Genomic DNA, 19199 nt, shown 5'->3' with positions numbered 1-19199 from the left:
CAACTGACCATAGAGTCAGTTGTCGTGCCTGACAAGATGTGCCCATCACAGAGGAGGCACCCGTGAGTGGCATCGGGACGAAGGGCGTGGCCCGCGCCGAGCGCAGGCAGCAGCTCGTGCACGAGGCCGTCGAGGAGCTGGGAAGCCAGGGCTATGCCCGCGCCTCGATGGCCGACGTCGCCGCGCGCGCCGGTGTCTCGAAGGCCATGGTGCACAACGTCTTCGGGTCCAAGGCCGACCTCGCGCAGGCCTGCCTCGAGGAGGTCGGACCGCGCCTCGTCGCCACGATCGCCCAGGCCCAGACGGCGACCGATCCCGGTGAGCGCGCCCTCGACACCTTCACCGCGATCTTCTCGGCGATGGCCGAGCACCGCTATGCGTGGGCGCTCGTCAAGGACGAGACCCTGCCCGAGGGGTCGGCGGCTGCCGAGCTGGCACAGGGCTACCGCGCACAGCTGCACTCGATGGGGACCGTCGGCACCCGAGACGTCCTCGAAGCGGCCGGGCTCGCCGACCCGCTCGACCACGACCTGCTCGACCACATCTGGGAGTCGATCGTCGAGGCCGCGGTCGCGTGGTGGCAGGAGCACGACGACCACACCGCGGAGCAGATGGCGCAGCGGCTCACCCGCCTGCTGGCCGTGGTCACGCTGCGGGGGTGACCCGGCCCGGTCCCTGAGGAGGCGAGGGACGAGCCGTCTCGAAGGGCGTCATCGCCTCCCGGTCGGCGGGGAGGGCGCGACTGGCCCGCCAGGAGCCGAGGACGGCGATGACCAGCCCGATCGGGACGATGACGAGCAAGGCCCGGTGCAGCCCGACGGCGTCGGCGCTCAGCCCGCCGACCGGGGTGGCGAGAGCGTCCGACAGGGCCCCGACGAGGATCGGTCCGATCGTCGCGCCGACGAGGTTGAAGGACGCGAAGTACACCGCGATCGCGGTCGCCCGCATGGTGGGCGGGGTGACGTCGGCGATCGCGGGCGACGCTGCGGCGGAGAGGAACTGGGTGCCCGTCCAGCCGATGGCGAAGAGCGCGACGAAGGCGACGGCACGGCCTGGGCCGAGCAGCAGCGCGGCGAGGGTCAGGGGGATCGCGGCGGCGAAACCGGCTGCCGCGACGACGAGCCGTCCTGACGGGTGCCGGTCGGAGGCGCGGTCGGCCAGACGCCCGCCGAGGAGCAGGCCGACGATGCCGGCGAGCCCGAGGATCACGCCGGCCCCGATCGACGCGGTGCCGATCGACAGTCCGAAGTAGCGCTGCAGCAGCGGGACGATGAAGGTCGCGACGCCGTAGGTCGGGATCTGCAGTCCGATGCCGGCGACCATGAGCCAGGTGATGGTGCGGATCCGCAGCACCGCGCGATACGGATGGGTCTGCTCGTCGGCGGTGTGCAGCTCGACGGTGTCGGAGGCCCCGCGGGGAGGTTCCTTGACGAAGAGCATGGCGACGGCGAGCAGGAGTCCGGGCACCGCCGCGATGACGAAGGGAGCCCGCCAGGTCCCGGTCGACTCGACGATGACGCCGACGGTGAGGAAGGCGAGGAGCAGCCCGATGGGGATGCCGAGCGAGACCATGCTGATGGCGCGGCTGCGCCGCTTGGGCTCGTAGGCGTCGATGAGCAGCGCGTTGGACGCCGGCCCGTAGCTCGCCTCACCGATCCCGACGCCGAGGCGGAAGAGGAAGAGGAACAGGAAGCCCTGGACGAAGCCGCTCGCGCCCGTGAACAGGCTCCACACGACCAGCCCGCCGGCCATGACGTAGCGGCGCGGGACCCGGTCGGCGAGGCGCCCGAGGAGCACCCCGGCGATCGCGTAGACGACGGTGAAGGACCCGCCGAGCACTCCGATGAGGGTGTCGCTCAACCCGAACTCGTCCTTGAGCGGCTCGACGATGACCGCCGGGATCGTTCGGTCGTAGAAGTTGACGATGTTGGCCAGGGTCAGCGTGACGAGCAGGTACCAGCGCCGTTGCATGTCGCACAGACAACCACGTCGACGTGGTCCGCCGGCACCGGCGTGGCCCGTATCGTCGACGCATGACCTCTCGCACGGCCGCGCGGCGATGACGCCGGCGCGCACCCCCCTTCGCGTGGTCGCCGCCGGGCCGGCGGACGTCGACGAGGTGTGGCTGCGGTACACCACGCCCGGCCTCTGGTCCGGGTGGGCGCCGCAGATTAGGGCGGTGGAGCACCCGCCCAGCCGGATCCGAGCCGGTGGACGGGGAACGGTGCGCGGACCGCTGGGTCTGGACGTCCCCTTCGTCGTGGAGGCGGTGGACGACCAGGCGAGGCGCTGGGGGTGGTGTCCGAGGATCGGGCCGGTCGCGATCCGCATGCGGCACGGGGTCGACGCGCACCCGGAGGGCAGCAGTGCCTGGGTCGAGATCGCGGCGCCGCGACTGCTGGCGCTCTCGTACGCCCCGATCGCGTCCCTCGCGCTGCGCCGGCTCGTCGCCCGGTGAGGGGAGATGCCCGGCGCCGGTGGGTGCGCGCATAGGGTCGAGGCCGTGATCGAGCGACTGACGGTCTTTTGCGGATCGACCCCCGGCCACGACCTGAGGTGGGTCGAGCTGGCCCACTCCGTCGGACGCGACCTCGCCCGGCGCGGGATCGGGGTCGTCTACGGCGCGGGCGGTGGCGGCCTGATGGGCGCCCTCGCCCAGGGTGCGCTGGACGAAGGGGGCGAGGTCGTCGGCGTCATCCCCACCTTCATGATCGAGCGGGAGTGGGGCCGCGACGACCTCACCGAAGTCCACGTCGTCGAGACGATGCACGAGCGCAAGGCGCTCATGGCAGACCTGACGAGCGCCTTCCTCGCGCTGCCGGGCGGCATGGGCACGCTCGAGGAGGTCTTCGAGGTGTGGACCTGGCGGCAGATCGGCCTGCTCGACAAGCCGGTCGGCTTCCTCGACGCCGACGGCTTCTGGACCCCGCTGCTCGACTCCCTTCGCGGCATCTCGCAGGCCGGCTTCATGTCGCAGGCGAGCCTCGACGACGTCGTCGTCGCGCCCGACCTCGACTCCGCGCTCGCCGGCCTCGAGGCGCGCGGCACCGGCACCCGCATACTGCGCTCGGTGACCTGACTCCCCTTCGTCAGGCCGCGTCGGGGCGGATACCGATGAGGCGAAGGGAGGAGCCAGCGCACTCCGGGCACGGGTGGACCAGAGGCGCGTCGACCTCCGGCCACAGGATCCGGAAGGTCTCGTGCACACCGCACCGGTAGGCGACGATGCGCGGACCCTGCGCGGGGCGGGTGAGCTCGGGGGCGGTCAGGCGGCGGACGGTGCGGGTGTGGCGCTGCATGCGAGAGATGGTGCGCCGCAAGGATTTCCCGACTGCTGCGCGGATGTTTCCGGGGTATTGCGCGGGCCGTCGATCGCTGCCGAGTAGCGTTGCCCTCATGACTCAGACGCGTGCGGAGAAGGACAGCATGGGCACCATCGAGGTGGCCGCGGACAAGTACTGGGGGGCGCAGACCCAGCGCTCGCTCGGCAACTTCGACATCGGTCGCGACACCTTCGTCTGGGGCCGCTCAATGATCCGCGCCCTCGGCATCCTCAAGAAGTCCGCCGCCCTGGCCAACGCGGAGCTCGGCGAGCTGCCGCAGGACGTCGCCGACCTCGTGACCCGGGCCGCCGACGAGGTCATCGCCGGCGACCTCGACGAGCACTTCCCGCTCGTCGTCTTCCAGACCGGCTCGGGCACGCAGTCCAACATGAACTCCAACGAGGTCATCTCCAACCGCGGCATCGAGATCGCCGGCGGCGAGATGGGCTCCAAGACCCCGGTCCACCCCAACGACCACGTCAACCGCGGCCAGTCGAGCAACGACACCTTCCCCACCGCGATGCACATCGCGATCGTCCTCGACCTCGCCGAGCGCCTCTACCCCTCCGTCACGCAGCTGCGCGAGACCCTCGCGGCCAAGGCGAAGGAGTACGCCGACATCGTCATGGTCGGCCGCACCCACCTGCAGGACGCCACCCCGGTCACCCTCGGCCAGGTCATCGACGGCTGGGTCGCGCAGATCGACTTCGCCCTCGACGCGGTCAAGCACGCCGACGAGCGCGCCCGCGAGCTGGCCATCGGCGGCACCGCCGTCGGCACGGGCCTGAACGCCCACCCCGAGTTCGGCAAGCTGTGCGCCGCGAAGATCAGCGCCGAGGCCGGCCACGACTTCGTCCAGGCGCCCAACCTCTTCGCCAGCCTCTCGGCCCACGACGCGCTCGTCGAGGTGAGCGGCTCCCTTCGCACCCTCGCCGGCGCCCTGATGAAGATCGCCAACGACGTGCGCTGGTACGCCTCCGGCCCCCGCAACGGCATCGGCGAGCTCGCGATCCCGGAGAACGAGCCGGGCTCGTCGATCATGCCGGGCAAGGTCAACCCCACCCAGGCCGAGGCGATGACGATGGTCGCCACCCGGGTCTTCGGCAACGACGCGACGGTCGGCTTCGCCGGCAGCCAGGGCAACTTCCAGCTCAACGTCTACAAGCCGGTCATGGCGCACGCCGTCATCGAGTCGATCCGGCTCATCTCCGACGCGTGCGTCTCCTTCGACACCAACTGTGCCGTCGGCATCGAGCCGGTCCGCGAGAAGATCGACGAGAACCTCTCGCGCAACCTCATGCTCGTCACCGCGCTCAACCGCCACATCGGCTACGACAAGGCCGCGGCGATCGCCAAGAAGGCGCACAAGGAGGGCACGAGCCTGCGCGAGGCGGCCGTCGCCTCCGGTGACATCTCCGGCGAGGACTTCGACGCCTGGGTGGTCCCGGTCGACATGACGCACCCGAGCGCCTGATCTGCGAGCGAAGGGGAGGGGAGACGCATCGTCTCCCCTCCCCTTCGTCATCGGCGCGGGTCGGTCAGAAGCCCTCGTCGGCGACCTTGGCCGCGGGGCCGGCAGCGGCGCCGTAGCCACCGAGCAGCTCCGCCAGGCGAAGGGGGCCGCGCGCCTCGTCGGCCCGGCCGGCCCGCTGCAGGGTGCGGCCCAGGAGCAGGTGCGCGTAGGCGTCGTCGGGCGCCTCGGCGATGACCTCGCGGGCCGCGGCCTCGGCCCGCCCGAGCTGCGCGGAGTGGAAGTAGCAGCGCGCCAGCAGCAGGTGGATCTCGGCCGTGCCGTGCCCGACCGGGTCGGCGTCGCTCTCGGCGCGGGCGGCCGCGAGATCCGTGAAGAAGTCCTCGAGGTCGGTTGCCGCTTCCGTGTAGCGGGCATCGTCGAAGGCGTGCTTCGCGCGCTCGTAGCGCTCGAAGCCGTACAGCTCGCGCGTCGTGGTGGTCATGCCGTCCTCAACCCGCGGCGGGTGAGAACCATTCCCACCCAACTCTGCAGGACCCTAGGGTCTTGCGCAGTTGAGCGGCCCTAACCCTGCAGGACCCCAGGGTCTTGCGGAGTTTGCGGCTCGGGGTCAGCGCACGCGGTCGAGCCGGACGAAGTCCGCCACCCACGCGCCCAGGTCCCGGGCGCAGCCGTCGACGGCGGCCGACCAGTCGTGCGCCGTCTCGTCGGCGTTGTCGCTCACCCGCTTGACGAGGTGGACGGGCACGCCGAGCTCGGTGCAGGCCAGGGCGATCGCGTAGCCCTCCATGTCGACGAGGTCGGCGCGGGTCGCCAGCGCGTCGCGCACGGCCGGGTCGGTGACGAAGAGGTCGCCGCTCGCCAGCACCGTCTGCTGCGCGGGGTCGAGCACGAGCCTCTCGCGCGGGTCGATGCCGAGCTGCCGGATCGGCTCGGCCGACAGGTCGTGGTTGAGGACGGTTCCGATCTCGTGCAGCCCGTCGACGCCGGGGCGCAGCGCGCCGGCCGTCCCGATGTTGACGACGACGAGCTCGTCGCGGCGCGGGTGCTCGCAGATCGCGCGGGTGACCTGCACGGCGGCGAGGGTCTTGCCGACCCCGGTGACGAGGACCTCGAGGCCCTCGGGGACGTGGGCCGCCTCGGCCCGGATCGCGGCGACGACGAGCAGGTGCATGGCGCCACCGTATCCGTCGTATCGTGCCGAGCATGGCCCCCTTCGCCCCGCATGCGCTGATCCGTGGCGCCCGCCTGCGACCCGGTGCGGCGCCCGTGGACCTCCGTCTGCGCGAAGGGAGGATCGCCGAGATCGGCGAGCACCTCACCACCGCAGGGGCCGAGGTCCACGACGCCGGTGGCGCCCTCGCGGTACCGGGTCTGTGGGACGCGCACGTGCACTTCGGCCAGTGGGCCGCGATGAGCCGAAGGGTCGACGTCGCCGACACCGCGAGCCCCGAGGAGGTCACGTCCCGGGTCGCGCGCCACCTCGCCGTGGAGCGGCCGGCGCCGGGGACCGTCGTGCAGGGCTTCGGCTGGCGCGTCGCCGGCTGGGACCGGCTGCCGAGCACGGCAGAGCTCGACGCCGTCGCCGGTGACCGGCCGGTCATCCTCATCAGCGGCGACTGCCACGCGGGGTGGTTGAGCAGCGCGGCGTTCCGCGCGCTCGGCCTGCCCGTGCACGAGGGGCACCTCGACGAGGACGAGTGGTTCCCCATCTACCAGCACCTGGCCGACCTGCCGGAGGACCCGGCCGTCGTGCGCGCCAGCCTCGACTCCGCGATGCGTGCCGCCGCGGCGAAGGGTGTCGTCGGCGTCGCCGACATGGAGTTCGAGGCAGGGCGGCTCGAGTGGCCGCGGCGCACCGCCGACGGCCTCGACCTGCTGCGGGTGCGTCCGGCGACCTACCCCGAGGGTCTCGAGGAGACGATCGCTGCCGGCGTGCGGACCGGCGACGTGCTCGACGAGACCGGTCTCGTGACGATGGGCCCGCTCAAGGTCATCACCGACGGCTCGCTCAACACCCGCACCGCCTGGTGCTGCGAACCCTTCGTCACCGACGACGACCTCGGCGACCCGCACGGCAAGAGCACCGTCGGCCCCGAGGAGCTCACCCAGCTGCTGCGGCGCGCGCACGCGCACGGCCTGGCCGGCGCAGTCCACGCGATCGGCGACCAGGCCCTCCTCGACGCGCTCGATGCCTACGCGGCCAGCGGGGCGCGCGGCACGATCGAGCACGCGCAGCTGGTGCGGATGGAGGCGCTGGGTCGCTTCGCCGACCTCGGGCTCGTCGCCAGCGTCCAGCCGGCGCACCTGCTCGACGACCGCGACTCGACCGAGGTGCTGTGGCCCGACCGGCTCGACCGGTGCTTCGCCCTGCGCTCGATGGCGGCGGCGGGGATCTCCCTTCGTCTGGGGTCGGACGCTCCCGTCGCCCCGCTCGACCCGTGGCTCGCGATGGCAGCGGCGGTCCACCGCAGCGCCGACGAGCGCGAACCATGGGCTCCGGAGCAGGCCATCACACCGACCGAGGCGCTGCTCGCCTCGACCGACGGGGTCACCGAACTCGCCGTCGGGGGGCCGGCGGACATCGCCCTCCTCGCCGAGGACCCTTGCCCCGCAGGGCTGTCCGGTACCGCGGAGGAGGCGGACCGGCTGCGCTCGACGCGGGTGCTGGCGACCTTCGTCGGCGGCAGGCTCACGCACTCCGCCTGACGGGGCACGCGGCCTGCCACGATGGGCCCATGGCCGAGCCGGAGCTCAGGGAGGTCGTCGACTTCCTCGCGCAGCATGCCCCCTTCGACGTGCTGCCCGAGCGTGAGCTGCGCGACCTCGCGCGCCGCATGACGGTCCGCTACCACCGCCGCGGCACCCACCTCATGAGCGTCGGGAGGCCGCACGCCGAGCTCGTCGTCGTCCGCTCCGGCGCCGTCGAGACCCGCGACGCGGAGGGGCTGCTCGTCAGCCGCGGCGCCGAGGGCACCGCCGTCGGGTCCACGACGCTCGTCGGCGGGCACCCGTCGCGGTTCGACGTCGTCGCGATCGAGGACACGCTCGGGCTGCACCTGTCCGCCGAGGACTTCCACACGCTGAGCGCCGCGCACCCACAGCTCGCGGACCACTTCGACGCGACGCGAGCAGGCATCCTGCGGGCGGCCGCGCAGGCCGTCGCGACCGGCAGCCACGGTGAGCCCATCATGCGCACCTCCGCCCGTGAGCTCGTGCACCGCGCCCCGATCACCACCGGCGTGGACGCGACGATCGCGCGGGCGGCCGAGGTCATGACCGACGAAGGGGTCTCCAGCCTCCTGATCGTCGACGACGGCGACCTCGTCGGGATCCTCACCGACCGTGACCTGCGCCGCCGGGTCGTCGCGGCCGGGGTCGACCCGACGCAGCCGGTGACGGTCGCGATGACGGCCGGCCCGATCGTCGCGCCCGCCGAGGCGTCGGCCCTGGAGATGCTCCTGACGATGACCGAGGCCAATGTCCACCACCTCCCGATCGTCGAAGGGGGGCGCCCCCTCGGCGTCGTGACCTCCACCGACCTCATGCGGCTGGAGCGGGCCAATGCGGTGCACATCGTCGGCGAGATCACCAAGCAGCCCGACGTCGCCGGCGTGGTGGCCGCCGCCCACCGCGTCCCGATCCTCGTGCGCCAGCTCATCGAGCAGGACGTGAGCGCCGACGACATCGTCCGGATCGTCACGACGGTCGGTGACGCGGTCGAACGCCGCCTCATCGCGCTCGCCCACGACGACCTCGCTGCCCGAGGGCTCGGTCCCGCCCCCGACATGTGCTGGATGGTCCTCGGCTCCCGGGCGCGCCACGAGCAGGCCCTCGGCAGCGACCAGGACCACGCGGTGATCCTCGCCGACGACGCGCCCGAGGGCGCCGAGCGCTACATCGCGGCCCTCGCCGAGCAGGTCGTCGCCGGGCTCGAGGCCGCCGGTCACCCTCGCTGCCCGGGCGACGTCATGGCCACCAACCCGCGCTGGCACCAGCGCCTGTCGGGGTGGCGCAGGGAGTTTCGGCAGTGGCTCGACGAGCCGACGCCCGACGCGGTGCTCGGCGCGAGCATCTTCTTCGACTCGCGCCCGATCGCCGGCAACCACGACCTGCACACGACGCTGGTCGGGGAGGTCGCCGCACGCGTCCCGCAGGCCACCAACCTCCTCGGGCACCTGACCCGGCAGGCGGTGGACAACGAGCCTCCGCTGGGGTTCTTCCGCGGACTCGTCCTCGCCCGCAGCGGCGAGCACAAGGACACGCTCGACCTCAAGCGGGGCGGCGTCGGGGCGGTCGTGGACCTGGCGCGCGTGCACGCCCTCGGTGCCGGGCTCGAGGTCGTCAACACCCGCGGTCGGCTGCGCGCCGCGGCCGGGTCGGGTGCGCTCTCCCCGGAGACCGCCGAGGGCCTGATCGACGCCCTCGACTTCATCTCCCACGTGCGGCTGGCTCACCAGTCGCGCCAGCACGGGGCCGGTCTGGCGCCCGACTCGTGGCTGGCGCCGGGAGAGCTGTCGACCTTCGAGCGACGGAGCCTGCGCGAGGCCTTCCAGGTCGTGCGTGACGCCCAGCGCGCCCTGGCCCAGCGGCACCCGAGCATGCATTTCTCATGAGGTGGGGGCGGCGGCGGGTCCCGGACACGCCGGTCAGCGACCTGAGACTCCTCGCGGTCGACGTCGAGACGACCGGGCTCGACCCTCGGCGCGACCGGGTCGTCGCCATCGCCTGGGTGCCGGTCGACGGGCTGGCCATCACCCTGTCAGGGGCGCGGCAGCTCGTCGTCGCCGGCGAGGGCGAGGTGGGGGAGTCGGCGACCGTCCACGGGCTCACCGACGACACCGTGGCCACGGGGGTCCCTCTCGACACGGCGCTCGACGAGCTCCTCGCGGCCCTCGACGGTCGGGTCCTGCTGGCCCACCACGTCTCCATCGAGGCCGGCTTCCTCGCGGCTGCCTGCGAGGGGCGAGGGGTCACCCCCTTCGTCGGCCCGAGCGTGGACACCCTGGACCTGCAGCGCCGGGTCCTCGCCGGGGCCCTGGGCACCGGGCTCGAACCGCGGCCCGGCGAGCTGCGGCTGTGGGCCTCGCGGGAGCGCTACGGCCTCCCGCGCTATCAGCCGCACGACCCGCTCGCTGATGCCCTCGGCTGCGCCGAGCTCTACCTCGCGCAGATCGCCGAGCTCGCCGAGCGGACCAGCCGGCCGCTCACCCTGCGTCGGATCCGTGCCTCCACGGGCTGACGATCACCAGTCCTCGACGAGCGCGTCGATCTTCGCGGCCGAGGGGTGCGGCTCGCCGCCGCAGACGGTCGTGACGATCTCACGGTCGGCGCTGCCGGCGCCGGTCACGGTGAGGTTGGTGCCATCCGCACCGACGCAGGGGGTGTCCTGGCTGTCGATCTCGTCGAGGCGAGCCGGCAGCTCGGCGACGAAGTCCTCCCACCGGTCGGCGTCCATCGGGCGCGTCGTCTCGTCGCCCTTGACCGTCTCGACGACCTCGTCCTGCGAGAGCCGGAGCGAGCGGGTGTCCTGGTAGCGGTCGGGCGTCGAGGGCGGGACCCAGCTGACCTCCACCACGACCGTGGCCGGGTCGAGCTCGGGGTCGTCGGCCGACTCGACCAGCCCGCAGGCGGAGGTGAGCAGCAGCGCAGCGGCGAGGGCGAAGGGCTTCATGCGCCTGTGACGTGGTGGGCCGGCGGGAGGTTCCGTGGTGTCGAGACGCCCACGCGGAACGTGGGACCCAGCCCTCGGGCCGCCGCGCACCTCCACCTGTCGTCGTTGATGTCACCTGTCGTCGTTGGTGTCACCCGGTGGCCCGGAGAAGGGGGACCGGGTGACACCAACGCCGTCAGGTCCGGGTCAGCTGGCGGTGTCGATCCGCACGCCGTAGTAGTTCGCGGCGTCGACGACCGGCTGGTAGAAGCTGTACGACCCGGCGTTGTAGCCCTGGTTGTAGCCGCACTCGGCGCCGACGGGGCCGCCCGAGGTCATGCCCTGGGCGAGGTTGCCCACGCCGATGTAGGCACCACCGGAGTCGCCGCCCTCGGTGCACACGCTGGCCTCGGCGAGACCGGAGACGACGGTGCCGCCGTAGTTGACGGTGCGGTTGTAGGCCTTGATCGTCCCGCAGGTCCAGCCGGTGGTGTTGCCGGCCTTGCAGATCTCGGAGCCGACCGCGTTCTTGCTCGCGCCCTTGACCGGGTAGTAGCCCGAGTGGCCGCGGCTGTCGACGTAGGGCTGGCCGACGTCCTCGGAGTCGATGTCCATCAGGCCCATGTCGACGCTGCTGTACCCCTCGCGGAAGCGGCTGTGCGTCCCCTTGCCGATGTGCGTGCCGTTGGCGTCGAGGATGTGGGGCAGCCCCTCGACGCAGTGGCCGGCGGTGAGCAGGACGTTGTTGCCGCTGGACGTCTTGCCCGGGTAGCCGAGCGAGCAGTTGGTGCCGGGGGAGAGGTCCATGATCCGGCCCGGGACGACGTCGGCCTGGGTGGTCAGCTCGTCCGCGGTGGTGACGGTGACCTGGTCCATGCGCGAGATCTTGTCCCGCAGACCCTTGGGCGCGTCCGCGGCGATCCGCACCTCGACGACACCCTGCTGCAGGTCCGGCCCGACGGTGACGACGTGCGTCGACGCGCCTGCCTGACGGAGCACCTTGGCCGCGACGCGGTCCAGATCCCGTTGTCCCACAGTCGTGCTCGGGCGCAGCCCGGCGGAGCGGACCTTCGCGGCGTCGGCCGCGGAGTCGACGCCGACGACGAGCTGGGTGCCGTCGAACCACGCACCATCGGTCGTGACCCCCTTCGACTCCAGGGACCGCAAGGTGGCCTGCTTGCGGTCCTTGGTCGCCAGGTAGGCGCGGGCCTGCGCGCGGGTCTTGCCGTCACGCTCCATGACGTAGGAGGTCATCGGGTCCTGGGTGGAGACCCCTCCGTCGGGCACGGGGGCGGCCGTGGCGGCCGGGGCGAGGAGGGCGCCGGCGCCGGCGAGGGCGGCCGTGAGGGTGAGGGTGCTGCGCAAGGTCATGGGTACTCCTTCGGTGGCGAGCCGGGGGTGTCCGGCCGGTGAGACGAAGGTGGCGGGCGGCCGTGACCCACGCCACGCCACCTGACCGAATACGGGGCCGGCTGGCGATATCCCGACCGACCGGGCGGGCCCTCCTGACTCTTGCCGGGGCCGTTCGCACCCTTCACACGCAAGGTTCACGTCGATGTCACCGCCCCGATTTGCGTCGAAGGGGAGTCCCTCGCTAATCTGGAATCGTTCCAATCGACGGGGCGGTCCAGTCCGCACCGGATGGAGCGACCTGATCCCGAGAGATGCACAGGAGACCCACGCATGTCCCTCATCAACACCCAGATCAAGCCCTTCCAGGCGACCGGCTACATCAACGGCGAGTTCAAGGACTTCTCCGAGGCCGACATCGCCGGCAAGTGGGCGATCTTCTTCTTCTACCCGGCCGACTTCACCTTCGTCTGCCCGACGGAGCTCGAGGACCTCGCGGCCGAGTACGACGCGGAGCTCAAGGGCCTGGGCGTCGAGGTCTTCTCCGTCTCGACCGACACGCACTTCACGCACAAGGCGTGGCACGAGACCTCCGACGCCGTCGGCAAGGTGACCTACCCGATGCTCGGCGACCCGACCGCCACCATCTCGCGCAACTTCGACATCCTGCGCGAGGACGAGGGCCTGGCCAACCGCGGCACCTTCCTCGTCGACCCCGACGGTGTCATCCAGTTCCTCGAGATCACCGCCGAGGGCATCGGCCGCAACGCCAAGGAGCTCGTCCGCAAGGTCAAGGCCGCGCAGTACGTCCGCAACAACCCCGGCGAGGTCTGCCCGGCCAAGTGGGAAGAGGGCGCCGAGACCCTCGCCCCCTCGCTGGACCTCGTCGGCAAGATCTGATCGAGCCTCTCCGCTCGATCTGATCGCCGTCACGCACGGTGCATCTCTGGTGGGGGCGGCGCTCGCCGCCGCCCCCACCCACCCCCAGCCACACCCCCTTCGTCCCTGCAGGAGTCGCTCGCACCATGGCCCTCGACCAGAACCTCGCCACCCAGCTCAAGGCCTACCTCGACAACCTCCGCGAGCCGATCGAGCTCGTCGTGAGCCTCGACGAGGGCCCCAAGTCCCGTGAGCTCGACGAGCTGATCGTCGAGATCGAGGGGATGAGCGACCTCATCACCCGCCGGGTGGCCGAAGGGAGCGACCTCGACGAGCGCGTCCCGTCCTTCGCGATCACCCGCGTGTCCGACCCGCAGGTGTCCGTCCGCTTCGCCGGCATCCCGATGGGCCACGAGTTCACCTCCCTCGTCCTGGCGCTGCTCCAGGTCGGCGGGCACCCGAGCAAGGCCGCGCAGGACGTCATCGAGCAGATCAAGGGTCTGGCCGGTGAGCACCACTTCGAGACCTTCTTCTCGCTCAGCTGCCAGAACTGCCCGGACGTCGTCCAGGCCCTCAACCTCATGAGCGTGCTCAACCCCGGCATCACCCACACCGCCATCGACGGCGCCGTCTTCCCCGAGGAGGCCGAGCGCCGCGGCGTGCTCGCCGTGCCGACCGTCTTCGTGGACGGCGAGTCCTTCGGCTCCGGCCGCATGGAGCTCGCCGAGATCGTCGCCAAGGTCGACGAGCTGGCCGGTGGAGACTCCGCGGCCCGCGCCGCCGAGGAGCTGTCGGCCCGCGAGCCCTACGACGTCCTCGTCGTCGGCGGCGGTCCCGCCGGCGCCTCCGCGGCGATCTACGCGGCGCGCAAGGGGATCCGCACGGGTCTGCTCGCCGAGCGCTTCGGCGGTCAGGTCCTCGACACCATGGCGATCGAGAACCTCGTCTCCGTCCCGCACACCGAGGGCCCGAAGCTCGCGGCAGACCTGGAGCGCCACGTGGGCGAGTACGAGGTCGACATGATCCGCAGCCAGGCCGCGGCCGGCCTGTCCGCCGGCGACGACGGGCTGACGGTCGTCGACCTCGTGGGCGGCGCCTCGCTCAAGGGCAAGACCGTCGTCCTCGCGACCGGTGCCCGCTGGCGCACCATGGGCGTCCCCGGCGAGGAGGAGTACCGCAACAAGGGCGTCACCTTCTGCCCGCACTGCGACGGTCCGCTCTTCAAGGGCAAGCGCATCGCCGTCATCGGCGGCGGCAACTCCGGCGTCGAGGCTGCGATCGACCTCGCGGGCATCGTCGGTCACGTGACGCTCGTCGAGTTCATGGACGAGATGCGCGCCGACGAGGTGCTCCAGCGCAAGCTGCGCTCGCTGCCCAACGTCGACATCCGCCTCGGCACGAAGACGACCGAGGTCGTCGGCGACGGTGGCAAGGTCACCGGCATCGTCGTCGAGCCCCGCGACGGCGGCGAAGGGCAGACCCTCGCCCTGGAGGGTGTCTTCGTCCAGATCGGCCTGCTGCCCAACACCGAGTGGCTCGGTGACGCGGTCGAGCTCTCCGAGCGCGGCGAGATCGTCATCGACGGCGTCGGCCGGACCAACCTGCCGGGCGTCTTCGCCGCGGGCGACTGCACGGTCGAGCCCTACAAGCAGATTGTCACCGCGCTGGGTGCCGGCTCGACGGCCTCGCTGAGCGCCTTCGACCACCTCATCCGCACGAGCGCCCCCGACGAGGAGGCCGCCATCGCCGGCACCAAGGCCGCCGACGGGCCGCTCGAGGCCGGCGACCAGATCGACGTGCCCGACTCGGTCGGCGCCTCGGCCTGACCGGTCGCTACCGTCACCCTCATCCCCCTTCGACCACACCAGGAGTGCGCATGAGTGAGCAGATCGACCTCTCCGACCACGGACCCGCCCCCTATGTCGTCGACATCGAGTCGGCCACCCTGCAGAACACGAACTACCGCTCCACGCTGTGGACCGGCACCAACCTGCAGCTGACCGTCATGGCGATCGCCCCCGGTGACGACATCGGCCTCGAGGTCCACGAGGACCACGACCAGTTCCTGCGGGTCGAGGAGGGCCGTGGCCGCGCCCAGATGGGGCCGGCCGAGGACGACCTCTCGTTCGACCGCGAGGTCGGCGACGACGACATCATCATGGTGCCGGCGGGTCAGTGGCACAACGTCACCAACATCGGCGACGTGCCGCTCAAGGTCTACTCCCTCTACGGCCCGCCGGAGCACGTGCACGGCACGGTCCACGCCACCAAGGCCGACCAGGACGCGGACCCCAACGAGCACTGATCCACCGACGAAGGGTGGGGCGCACGTGACGTGCGTCCCACCCTTCGTCGTCGGTCTGGCGCCCGAGGTGACCCCTCAGTAACCTCCGCTCATGCAGAGTCGCATCGAGTACACCCGCCACGAGGGCTCCGGGGAGCCCGTCGTCCTCATCCACGGCATCGGCCACCGGCGGCAGGCCTGGGGTGAGGTCCCGGAGATGCTCGCGGCGCGCGGTCACGACGTCTACGTCGTCGACCTGCCCGGCCACGGCGAGTCGCCGAGGCCGACCCGCCCCGACGGCTGGTCGATGGGCAGCCACGCGGAGCAGTTCGAGCGGTTCTTCCGCGAGCTGGGCATCGACCGGCCGCACGTGATCGGCAACTCCCTCGGTGGCGCGATGGTCCTCGAGATGGCCGCCCGTGAGGGCGTCGTCAGGAGCGCGACCGCGCTGTCGCCGGCCGGGTTCTTCCCGCCGTGGCACCTGCCCAACATCGCGGCCAACCTGCTCTTCATGAAGGTCGGAAGCCACCTGCCCGAGGCCGTCCACCGCCAGCTCAATTCCTACCCGTGCTTCCGCAAGCTCGCCTTCCGCTCCCTCTACACGCACCCCGACAAGGTCACCCTCGAGGACGCGGTCGGCGACACCCTCAACCTGCGTCGGGCCAAGGGCTTCTGGCCGCACTTCGTCCGCGCGACCTTCCTGCGCACGACCCGCCACCTCGTCGTCCCGACGACCATCGCCTGGGGCGACGGCGACCGGTTGCTGCTGCCCTCGGAGGCCCGCGCCGCCCGCGAGCGGCTGCCCGAGGCGACCCACGTGCCGCTGCCGGACTGCGGCCACTGCCCGCAGGTCGACCACCCCGAGCTCGTCGTCGACGTCGCGACCGCGACCTTCGCGCGCGCCGACTCGACGCTGCCGGCCGCCTGAGCGCCGGGCCCGTCATCGGTGCGAGTACTCACCGTCACCTCCACGGGATGAGTACTGATGCGCGGGTCACCTCGTCGTGACGCGACGAGGCTCGGTCCCGGCGGCGCAGGCCGCCGGGGACCGGGCACCGGGTCCGGTCCCCGGCGATCAGGAGGAACTGACATGTCCGCTCGACGCGCACGCATCCGCACGACCATCGCCACCCTGCTCACGGCCGGCTCGCTCGCCGCGGCCGGAGCCGCCCTCACCGCAGCACCGGCGCACGCGCAGACGCCACCGAGGCAGTGCCCTCCGGCGACGAGCCCGCCCTCGCCGAACACGTGGATCGACTCCGCGGGCAACTACCGGGGGGTGCGCAAGATCTCCGACGAGCGGGGCCCGGAGGGCACGATCCCGCTCTGGTCGACACAGGTCTACGAGACCTTCGGCGCCGACTACTACCAGCGCGAGACCTGGGACGTGGACCGCTTCAGGGGGGGGCCACGCGCACGGACTGCACCCGCAACGAGCGTGACCCCGAGCCGCCGAAGCCCAGCGGGCGTGGTGGTGGCGGATCGGCCACCCCGATCGGTGGCGGGGGCACCCTGTGGATGACCGGTGGTGGGGACGAGCCGGTGCTCTACGGCAAGGTCGGCGAGGTCGAGCCGATCTGATCACAACACCGACCGGACGCGTCGCGGACGCGTCCGGTCGCTGTACGTCTCAGCGCACCCGGATGGTGCCGCGCGCCCCCTTGTCCCCGTCGCTCATCACGTGGTTGACGAAGGGGTAGTGACCGGCCTCGGGGAAGGTCAGCTCGACGAAGCCGCCCTGGGCGGGCATCAGGCCCAGCGCCTGGGAGCCGGCCGCCGGGCCACCCACGGCGTCCGGTCCCCCGGTGCGGTAGGCGCCCTCGCTCCAGACGGTGTCGAACTGCCCGCCGACGACGTGGAAGGAGACCGGCCGGTCCGGTCCGGCGTCGAGGACCCAGAAGCGCACCCGCTCGCCGACCCTCGCGGTGAGCGGGTCCGCCTCGTACTGGAAGGCGCGGCCGTTGAAGGCGGTCGCCGCCGGGTCGCCGTCGGGTTCCTCGCCGGCATAGAGCTCCGACGCGGTCACCACGTAGGAGCGGTCGACCTCGGGCAGTCCCTCCGGCTCGATGACGACCGCGCCAAACATGCCCTGGGCGATGTGCGTCGCCATCGGCATCGTCGAGCAGTGGTACATCCAGATGCCCGCGCGCTCAGCGGTGAAGGTGTAGGTCAGCCGCTGCCCGGGCGTGATCGTGCGCATCGGCCGGTCCGGCGCGAGCGAGCCGGCGTGGAAGTCGATCGAGTGCCCGATGCTGCCGTCGTTGACCAGCGTGATGACGAAGCGGTCACCGACCCGGCCGTGCAGGGTCGGGCCGGGCGCGGTGCCACCGAAGGTCCAGCGGGTCCGGGTCACACCCGGCGCCACCTTGACCTCCACCTCCTGCACGCGCAGCGTCACCCGGTGGGTACGCGCGTCGGGCAGTGGTGGGAGAGAGGCGTCGTCGGGCTCGAAGCCGTCCGGCCACGTCGCGCCCGTGGTGAGGTCGAAGGGGGTGTCCTCGTTGTCGTGGCCGTCATGGGACGGCGCGTCGGAGGGGGCGGCCTGGGGTGCGCCCGTGACGTCGATCGTCAACGTCATGCCCATCCGCTTGTGCCCGGTCACCGTGCACCACCCCTGGCGGTCGGCGCCGACGACACCGACGTCGAGGGTGGCTGACTCTCCCTTCGCCAGGCGGGGCGTGTGCGTCTCGTCGTCGAGGTAGAGGTCGTGGACGGTGCTGCCGTCCTCGTTGGTCAGCGTGATGACGAGGCGGTCCCCGGCGGGCACCTCGATGCGGGAGGGGCTGAAGGTCATGTCGGCCCGCGCGGTGACGGTCACCTCGGTCGTCTCGCCAGTGGGCGTGACGGCTGCTGCAGGGGCGGCGTCGACGCTCCCGCCGTCGAGGGCCGGTTGGAGTGCGGGGCCGGCGGCCAGGGCGAGGGCCACGAGTGTCACGCCCGCCATGACCTGGGTACGGGGGAAGGGAGGATCGAGGACCCGCGCAGCGTCGGCCCGACCCTGCTCCAGACCTGCGCGACGGTCTTCGGGGGTGGCCAGCGCGGCCTCCCTGCGGGCCGCGACGAGCCGCTTGATCGACGTGAGCATGATCGGGATGAAGGCGACCAGCCCGATGAGGACGAGGGTGGTCAGCACGACGCGGGTGCCGGAGGGGACGGGCAGGAGCGACAGCGCCAACGGCACGTTGATGATGACGATGCGGGTCATGCCGATGCGATCGAAGCTCTCGATGCCGACCCGCACGACCCGTGGGCCACCACCGATGACGGCCGGGACGAGGTGGCTGAGCGCGCCGGTGAGCACCTGCAGGCCGAAACCGACGACGAGCACCGCGGCGACCCGCCCGTAGCCGGAGGCCATGGCGGCGAAGTCGTCCGCGGTCGCCACCCGCCAGCCGACCATGCCGATGCCGACGAGGAACCAGACGGCGCCGGCCATGACGGACCATGCGGCGAAGTGGCGGGGTGGCTTCTGCCGGGTGGGCGCGACGAGGGAGCGGGCGGACCACAGCAGTGCGACGAGGTAGCCGGCCACGCCGGCGAGGAGCAGCCAGCGCCATCCGGCCAGGGCGCCGGTGCACGCGAGCGCGAGACCGAGGACGAGACCCGGCAGCGCCTGGCGGGCGCGGCGCTCGGACGCGTCGTCCATACGGGCGCGCAGGATCGTCGGCCACAGGGTGATGAGCGTGCCGGTGACGGTGATGCCCACCCAGCCGAGCAGGTTGACCAGGGAGTGCGCCAGGAGCAGCCGGGCGTGCATCTCGTCGGTCTGGCCACGAGCGAGGAGCACGCCCAGGGTCGCGCCCACGGGCAGGAAGGCGGCCGAGGCCAGGTAGTGGTGGACGACGATGCGAAATCGTCCGGGCAGTGCGCCGCGCAGCCGGCGCCTCAGTTGCCACGCGTGCCAGATGACGGCGACGCCGACGGCGGTCGCGCCGACGAGGGTCAGCCACCACCACGCCGTCGGCACACCGACGAGGACGGCGATGATCCCCAGGTGCAGCAGGACCAGGCGCCGGTTGTGCGTCGCGCGGACGTCGATGTCGGGTCGGTGCTTGAGGAGCGTCGTCGCGAAGTGCGAGCTCCACACCATGATCGAGTGCGTGATGGCGCCGAGGGCGACCATGTGCACCATCAGCCACGTCGAGTCGGGGACGAAGGGGTGCACGAGCGCTGTGAGGGCGGCGGCGACGAGCCACAGCACGCCCGGTCGGTCGCGCATCGCCCACACTCCGGACTGCC

At 72.0% G+C, this 19199-nt stretch carries 18 protein-coding genes; 11 read left to right on the top strand and 7 right to left on the bottom strand.

Annotation, left to right across the window (positions count from 1 at the left end; translation table 11 throughout):
- The first annotated feature begins 62 nt into the window (after nt 1-62).
- Entirely contained in the window at nt 63-662 is a 600-nt protein-coding gene (locus ACQBJO_RS15985; protein ID WP_421007906.1) for a TetR/AcrR family transcriptional regulator, read from the top strand.
- Here the strand turns inward: ACQBJO_RS15985 and ACQBJO_RS15980 are convergent.
- A complete protein-coding gene (locus tag ACQBJO_RS15980) occupies nt 646-1971 on the bottom strand; it encodes a spinster family MFS transporter (RefSeq protein ID WP_421007907.1) in 1326 nt (441 codons plus the stop codon). The genes ACQBJO_RS15985 and ACQBJO_RS15980 overlap by 17 nt on opposite strands.
- 88 nt (nt 1972-2059) lie before the next feature.
- Here ACQBJO_RS15980 and ACQBJO_RS15975 point away from each other — a divergent pair, with 88 nt between their 5' ends.
- Both ACQBJO_RS15975 and ACQBJO_RS15970 read left to right on the top strand, forming a co-directional pair.
- Nucleotides 2060-2458 (top strand): hypothetical protein, encoded by a 399-nt coding sequence (locus ACQBJO_RS15975; protein WP_255184681.1) that lies wholly within the window; start codon nt 2060-2062, stop codon nt 2456-2458.
- Between the two features lie 45 nt (nt 2459-2503).
- The gene (locus tag ACQBJO_RS15970) at nt 2504-3079 is read left to right on the top strand and encodes a TIGR00730 family Rossman fold protein (protein WP_255184680.1); all 576 of its coding nucleotides are present in this window, start codon (nt 2504-2506) and stop codon (nt 3077-3079) included.
- A 10-nt stretch (nt 3080-3089) separates the two neighbouring features.
- Here the strand turns inward: ACQBJO_RS15970 and ACQBJO_RS15965 are convergent, their stop codons facing one another.
- On the bottom strand, nt 3090-3299 hold the full coding sequence (locus ACQBJO_RS15965) for a hypothetical protein (protein WP_084449688.1): 210 nt from the start codon (nt 3297-3299) through the stop codon (nt 3090-3092).
- 97 nt (nt 3300-3396) lie between these two features.
- Between ACQBJO_RS15965 and fumC the strand changes: the two genes are divergently transcribed.
- Nucleotides 3397-4797, top strand: coding sequence for a class II fumarate hydratase (gene fumC, locus ACQBJO_RS15960; RefSeq protein WP_255184679.1), 1401 nt, complete (start codon nt 3397-3399; stop codon nt 4795-4797).
- A 64-nt stretch (nt 4798-4861) separates the two neighbouring features.
- Here fumC and ACQBJO_RS15955 read toward each other — a convergent pair whose 3' ends face one another.
- Together ACQBJO_RS15955 and ACQBJO_RS15950 are read right to left on the bottom strand one after the other, a co-directional pair.
- A complete protein-coding gene (locus tag ACQBJO_RS15955) occupies nt 4862-5278 on the bottom strand; it encodes a tetratricopeptide repeat protein (protein ID WP_421007908.1) in 417 nt (138 codons plus the stop codon).
- Nucleotides 5279-5404: 126 nt separating this feature from the next.
- The gene (locus ACQBJO_RS15950; RefSeq protein ID WP_421007909.1) at nt 5405-5968 is read right to left on the bottom strand and encodes a nucleosidase; all 564 of its coding nucleotides are present in this window, start codon (nt 5966-5968) and stop codon (nt 5405-5407) included.
- 32 nt (nt 5969-6000) lie between these two features.
- Between ACQBJO_RS15950 and ACQBJO_RS15945 the strand changes: the two genes are divergently transcribed.
- The 3 genes from ACQBJO_RS15945 to ACQBJO_RS15935 are packed head-to-tail and all read left to right on the top strand — an operon-like array spanning nt 6001 to nt 10036.
- Nucleotides 6001-7503: an amidohydrolase gene (locus ACQBJO_RS15945; RefSeq protein ID WP_421007910.1), complete on the top strand. Its 1503-nt coding sequence runs from the start codon at nt 6001-6003 to the stop codon at nt 7501-7503.
- A 29-nt stretch (nt 7504-7532) separates the two neighbouring features.
- Nucleotides 7533-9410, top strand: a complete 1878-nt coding sequence (locus tag ACQBJO_RS15940; RefSeq protein WP_421007911.1) for a DUF294 nucleotidyltransferase-like domain-containing protein — start codon at nt 7533-7535, stop codon at nt 9408-9410.
- Nucleotides 9407-10036 (top strand): exonuclease domain-containing protein, encoded by a 630-nt coding sequence (locus ACQBJO_RS15935; RefSeq protein ID WP_421007912.1) that lies wholly within the window; start codon nt 9407-9409, stop codon nt 10034-10036. The genes ACQBJO_RS15940 and ACQBJO_RS15935 overlap by 4 nt, the downstream gene beginning before the upstream one ends.
- Before the next feature lie 3 nt (nt 10037-10039).
- Here ACQBJO_RS15935 and ACQBJO_RS15930 read toward each other — a convergent pair whose 3' ends face one another.
- Nucleotides 10040-10468, bottom strand: coding sequence for a hypothetical protein (locus ACQBJO_RS15930; RefSeq protein ID WP_421007913.1), 429 nt, complete (start codon nt 10466-10468; stop codon nt 10040-10042).
- 186 nt (nt 10469-10654) lie between these two features.
- The gene (locus ACQBJO_RS15925) at nt 10655-11818 is read right to left on the bottom strand and encodes a S1 family peptidase (RefSeq protein ID WP_421007914.1); all 1164 of its coding nucleotides are present in this window, start codon (nt 11816-11818) and stop codon (nt 10655-10657) included.
- 312 nt (nt 11819-12130) lie between these two features.
- Between ACQBJO_RS15925 and ahpC the strand changes: the two genes are divergently transcribed.
- The 4 genes from ahpC to ACQBJO_RS15905 all read left to right on the top strand — a co-directional run bounded on the left by ahpC (nt 12131) and on the right by ACQBJO_RS15905 (nt 15888).
- Nucleotides 12131-12697, top strand: coding sequence for an alkyl hydroperoxide reductase subunit C (gene ahpC / locus ACQBJO_RS15920; RefSeq protein ID WP_068312120.1), 567 nt, complete (start codon nt 12131-12133; stop codon nt 12695-12697).
- A 125-nt stretch (nt 12698-12822) separates the two neighbouring features.
- Complete coding sequence (ahpF, locus tag ACQBJO_RS15915; RefSeq protein WP_421007915.1) at nt 12823-14502, top strand: alkyl hydroperoxide reductase subunit F; 1680 nt, start codon at nt 12823-12825, stop codon at nt 14500-14502.
- A 50-nt stretch (nt 14503-14552) separates the two neighbouring features.
- The gene (locus ACQBJO_RS15910; protein ID WP_421007916.1) at nt 14553-14981 is read left to right on the top strand and encodes a cupin domain-containing protein; all 429 of its coding nucleotides are present in this window, start codon (nt 14553-14555) and stop codon (nt 14979-14981) included.
- A gap of 91 nt (nt 14982-15072) precedes the next feature.
- Nucleotides 15073-15888, top strand: a complete 816-nt coding sequence (locus ACQBJO_RS15905; RefSeq protein ID WP_421007917.1) for an alpha/beta fold hydrolase — start codon at nt 15073-15075, stop codon at nt 15886-15888.
- A 702-nt stretch (nt 15889-16590) separates the two neighbouring features.
- Here the strand turns inward: ACQBJO_RS15905 and ACQBJO_RS15900 are convergent.
- The gene (locus tag ACQBJO_RS15900; RefSeq protein WP_421007918.1) at nt 16591-19179 is read right to left on the bottom strand and encodes a multicopper oxidase domain-containing protein; all 2589 of its coding nucleotides are present in this window, start codon (nt 19177-19179) and stop codon (nt 16591-16593) included.
- Between the last annotated feature and the right edge of the window lie 20 nt (nt 19180-19199).

The organism is Janibacter zhangyanbonis, assembly GCF_050507325.1.
Taxonomy (GTDB): Bacteria; Actinomycetota; Actinomycetes; order Actinomycetales; family Dermatophilaceae; genus Janibacter.
This window is presented reverse-complemented; position numbering and strand designations above follow the sequence as displayed.